Below are 3,479 nucleotides of genomic sequence, written 5' to 3' on the forward strand. Positions count from 1 at the left end.
TACCTGGAGGCTCACACCACGCTGAGCGAAGTCGGTTTGCATTGCAAATGCGCGCGAGAAGGTTTCGGGGAGTGCGGCACGCGTTGGTGAGGTAGGAGGCGGGAGTCCCGTCACAAGCGCTTTTACCGGAAAGCGTTTCTGCCTGGATTTAGTACTCCTACATAGAGGTTGGAATTGAACAACGTCATCCATGCTTTACCTCAAGACGCTGACGAAGCGTTACTACGCGAGATTGCAAACGGCCGGATCAAGTTCTATGAACTTGCCACGGGGGCGGCACGTGAGCCTGTCGTTACATCACTCGTTCAGGCCATGACGCCCCGCAAGTGCTTGTCATGCGGGGCGCTCGAATCTCTCGACGGCTCGGTGCCGTGTGGTCATTGAGGGAAATCGAATGGCAAAAAATTCAATCGACGCGCATGGCACCGCTGGCCGCCGGAGTAAAGGTCAGTTTCACGCCGAGCGCGTGGATGACACGCTGAATCGTCTCGTATCGAGGGTGCGCGCCGGGCGCGAGCGCCTTGTACAGGCTTTCGCGGCCCAGCCCTGCGTCGGCTGCGACCTTCGCCATGCCGCGCGCCCGCGCCACAGCGCTGATGGCCGACAGCAGAACGTCGGGATTGCCGTCTTCCGCCGCGGCAGCAAGGAATTCCGCGATCGCTTCTTCGCTGTCAAGGTATTCGGCGGCATCAAACGCCGCGTAGCTGGTGGTAGCCATCCGTTACTCCTTCAGTTCGCGGGCCATCTGAACGGCGCGCTTGATGTCTTTTTGCTGGGTGGACTTGTCGCCGCCCGTCAGCAGGAAATACACGACCGACCCCTGACGCACGTAGTACACGCGGTAGCCGGGCCCGATGTCGATCTTCATTTCACACACGCCTTCGGTAAGGACGCGGTACTCGCCGAAGTTGCCGTGCTGAGCACTGATCAGCCGGGCAGCGATGCGCGCTTTCGCGCGCCCGTCACGCAGGTTGCGGAGCCAGTCGTTGAATTCGTCGGAGCGGATCAGCGTGTTCATGAATTCATTGTATCCAATCGGATACGAAAATGCAAGGTGGAGTGTGCGGCATGAGTAGCGCAAAGATGCCGTGGTTCCGTGTGTACACGGATTTCCTGAACGATCCGAAGATGATCTCGCTGGCGTTCGAGGATCAGCGTCACTTCATCGGGCTTCTCGCACTCAAGGGCGACGGCACGCTCGACAAGGAACGGTAAGGCACGCGCGCTCATCGCATCGGTGCGCGAACGCTTTGGGGATGCGGCAGCGGAGATCGCGCGCCGTGAGTTGAGGAGCTACGTGGATAGCGACAGGAAGGCATGACGAAACGAACACCCTGGCCGATGGTTGTCCCGGCTGGCACGAAGACGGTCGGCACGGCGCACGTTCGCGACGAAGCGCGGCCGGCCATGACGGCGGCGCAGCGCCGGATATTCGAAGCGACGGGCAATCGCCCACAGGTTGACAGCGGCTTTGACGAAATAGCCGATGGCTTCGATCCGGACGCGCCGATTCCGCTCTCAATGCAAAAGCCGACGAAGCCAGCGAAATACCGCAACACGAAGTGCGAGCAGGGCGGAATCAAATTTGACAGTCAGAAAGAATGCTCGCGCTGGGTTCAACTGACCCAATTACAGGTGTGCGGCCACATTCGTGATTTGCAGTTGCAAGTCCCGTATGTCCTCACCGAACGTAAGCAGCGAGACGACGGCAAGTGGGAGCGGGCATCCAAATACGTCGCCGATTTCGTCTACATCGACGCGATGACGGGCAAACAAGTTGTCGAGGACGTGAAATCCGCGGCGACACGCAAGGACCGGACGTATATCCAGAAGCGCAAGCAGATGCTGGACAAGTACGACATCTCAATCAGGGAGGTTTGATGGCGGAAGGCAAGATGGGGCGCACATCCCGATTGATTTGCGAATACCTGCAAAGCAACCCTGGTGTGACAGTGAACCAGATGGCGACGGCGATGGGTTGGCAAATTGAGCGCGCCAGGAAACCGGTTCAGAAGCTGATCAAGTGCGGATATGTGGTTCGCGGCAAGCGTCGGGGCAATTGCTTCCCATTAACGTTGACAGGAAAGTCGTTCCCATCATCGGCAGATTGGGCCCCGAACGCGCAATACCTTCGCCGCTTGCGCCGTAGCGTGATTGGGGATGCGTACGACGTGGTGATCCCGGCCATGCGAGCCATGATCGATGTCGGGAGGGCGGCGTCGTGAAGCGCGCTGCGCCACTGAAGCGGACCGGATTCAAACGAAAGACGCATTCGCCGTTCAGCAGCCTGACGCGCACATCAACGTTGAAGCGTCAAAAGGCGATCGTGCGCCGGATCAAGAAACCGACCGTTGCCGAAGGTTCGAAGTATCTGGCGGCCTGTTGCGGTGAAGAGTGCTATCTCCGCGTGCCGGGCGTCTGTCGGCTGAACCCCATGGATGAAACCGTTGTGCCGTGCCACTCGAACCAGTCACGCCACGGAAAGGCGGGTGCGATGAAGGCGAAAAACGAGTTCACGGTTCCGGGATGCGATGCCTGTCATGCGTGGATCGATCAGAACCGCGTCGGCGCGCCGAAGCAGGTCAAGTTCGATGTGTGGAATCGGGCATACGAGAGATGGGAACCGGTACGCGCCCGAAAGATGGGATTGGAGGTGAAAGGTGCGGCTTAAGGTGCGGTTGATAAAGCCGGCGATTCGTGCGCGCAACCGATGGCATGACGATTGGGTGACGTTCGAATGTGTGGTGCAGAGATTGATTGGTCCGGTGCGGAGTGGGCGTCGCGTTCCGGCGTACATCTATGCCGATATTTTTGTCCCGGAGAGGTACATGAAAGACGCGATGTGCATGTCTCAAAACGCGGATGGGACGCATCGCGTGGAAGTAGTCGTGAATCACAACCGTCGATCGCTTGAGCCATTCCTGTCGAGCGGCGATCTCGAATGGGATGTGAGGGATCTTCCATGAACGTATCGACCGAGAGCGTCCGCATGCGATTGCCGCGGAGCGTCCAGGAAATCGCGGACGTGATTGGTTGTGAGCGTGCGCTCTATCTGATCGGGCAATTGCCGCGATGCATCACGCGCGATAGGCGCTATCCGAACGCCACGGCGTCTCACGTCGTTTTATACGTGCCGACTGCGGCGCGATTGCCCCTTGATCATGACTTGGTTCGGATCTTGGGGTGGAGCGATGCAGTGAAGCTATGCCGGGTGTTCGGTGGTGAGATTCTGCAACCAGCGAGCTGCGCGGAAATTTACCGGCGTTATCGTGACGCGGAGATTATCCGCATGAAATCGGCGGGCGTCAGGACTCAATACATCGCCAGCGTGTTTGGGGTAAGCGCGTCGATCCTCATGCGCAGGTTGGCACGGGCGGCGTCACGGAAGCGAACCCGAAATTTATCCGGGATATGTGCACGCTGTGTGGTCTGTTTCCAGACGGCACCACCTCGGTCGGCGTTCATCCGTATCGGCAGGA

The 3,479-nt window shown here is 58.9% G+C and carries 7 protein-coding genes; 5 read left to right on the plus strand and 2 right to left on the minus strand.

Features of this window, described 5'->3' with window-relative positions; translation table 11 throughout:
* Nucleotides 1–406: 406 nt before the first annotated feature.
* Nucleotides 407–718 carry an addiction module antidote protein gene (locus tag WS68_RS23665; protein ID WP_059573166.1) on the minus strand — a complete coding sequence of 104 codons (312 nt, stop codon included), beginning with the start codon at nt 716–718 and terminating at the stop codon, nt 407–409.
* A gap of 3 nt (nt 719–721) precedes the next feature.
* Nucleotides 722–1,018 carry a type II toxin-antitoxin system RelE/ParE family toxin gene (locus tag WS68_RS23670; RefSeq protein WP_059573167.1) on the minus strand — a complete coding sequence of 99 codons (297 nt, stop codon included), beginning with the start codon at nt 1,016–1,018 and terminating at the stop codon, nt 722–724.
* A 50-nt stretch (nt 1,019–1,068) separates the two neighbouring features.
* Between WS68_RS23670 and WS68_RS28065 the strand changes: the two genes are divergently transcribed.
* From WS68_RS28065 to WS68_RS29125, 5 genes are all read left to right on the plus strand, one after another.
* Nucleotides 1,069–1,215 carry a hypothetical protein gene (locus WS68_RS28065; protein WP_156429647.1) on the plus strand — a complete coding sequence of 49 codons (147 nt, stop codon included), beginning with the start codon at nt 1,069–1,071 and terminating at the stop codon, nt 1,213–1,215.
* A gap of 102 nt (nt 1,216–1,317) precedes the next feature.
* Nucleotides 1,318–1,881 (plus strand): DUF1064 domain-containing protein, encoded by a 564-nt coding sequence (locus WS68_RS28540; protein WP_082710263.1) that lies wholly within the window; start codon nt 1,318–1,320, stop codon nt 1,879–1,881.
* On the plus strand, nt 1,881–2,225 hold the full coding sequence (locus WS68_RS23680; protein ID WP_059571396.1) for a winged helix-turn-helix domain-containing protein: 345 nt from the start codon (nt 1,881–1,883) through the stop codon (nt 2,223–2,225). Before WS68_RS28540 ends, WS68_RS23680 begins: the two co-directional genes overlap by 1 nt.
* 62 nt (nt 2,226–2,287) lie before the next feature.
* Nucleotides 2,288–2,671, plus strand: coding sequence for a nuclease domain-containing protein (locus WS68_RS23685; protein WP_231753099.1), 384 nt, complete (start codon nt 2,288–2,290; stop codon nt 2,669–2,671).
* Between the two features lie 291 nt (nt 2,672–2,962).
* Nucleotides 2,963–3,479: hypothetical protein (locus tag WS68_RS29125; protein WP_231753098.1), on the plus strand; the 517-nt coding region annotated here is incomplete at its 3' end.

The sequence above is a fragment of the Burkholderia sp. TSV86 genome (assembly GCF_001522865.1).
Lineage (GTDB): Bacteria > Pseudomonadota > Gammaproteobacteria > Burkholderiales > Burkholderiaceae > Burkholderia.

What these genes read in the sequence shown, in the direction of transcription:
- WS68_RS23665 (WP_059573166.1), bottom strand. Translation starts at nt 718, where the DNA reads ATGGCTACCACCAGCTACGCGGCGTTTGATGCCGCCGAATACCTTGAC.
- WS68_RS23670 (WP_059573167.1), bottom strand. Translation starts at nt 1,018, where the DNA reads ATGAACACGCTGATCCGCTCCGACGAATTCAACGACTGGCTCCGCAAC.
- WS68_RS28065 (WP_156429647.1), top strand. Translation starts at nt 1,069, where the DNA reads ATGAGTAGCGCAAAGATGCCGTGGTTCCGTGTGTACACGGATTTCCTG.
- WS68_RS28540 (WP_082710263.1), top strand. Translation starts at nt 1,318, where the DNA reads ATGACGAAACGAACACCCTGGCCGATGGTTGTCCCGGCTGGCACGAAG.
- WS68_RS23680 (WP_059571396.1), top strand. Translation starts at nt 1,881, where the DNA reads ATGGCGGAAGGCAAGATGGGGCGCACATCCCGATTGATTTGCGAATAC.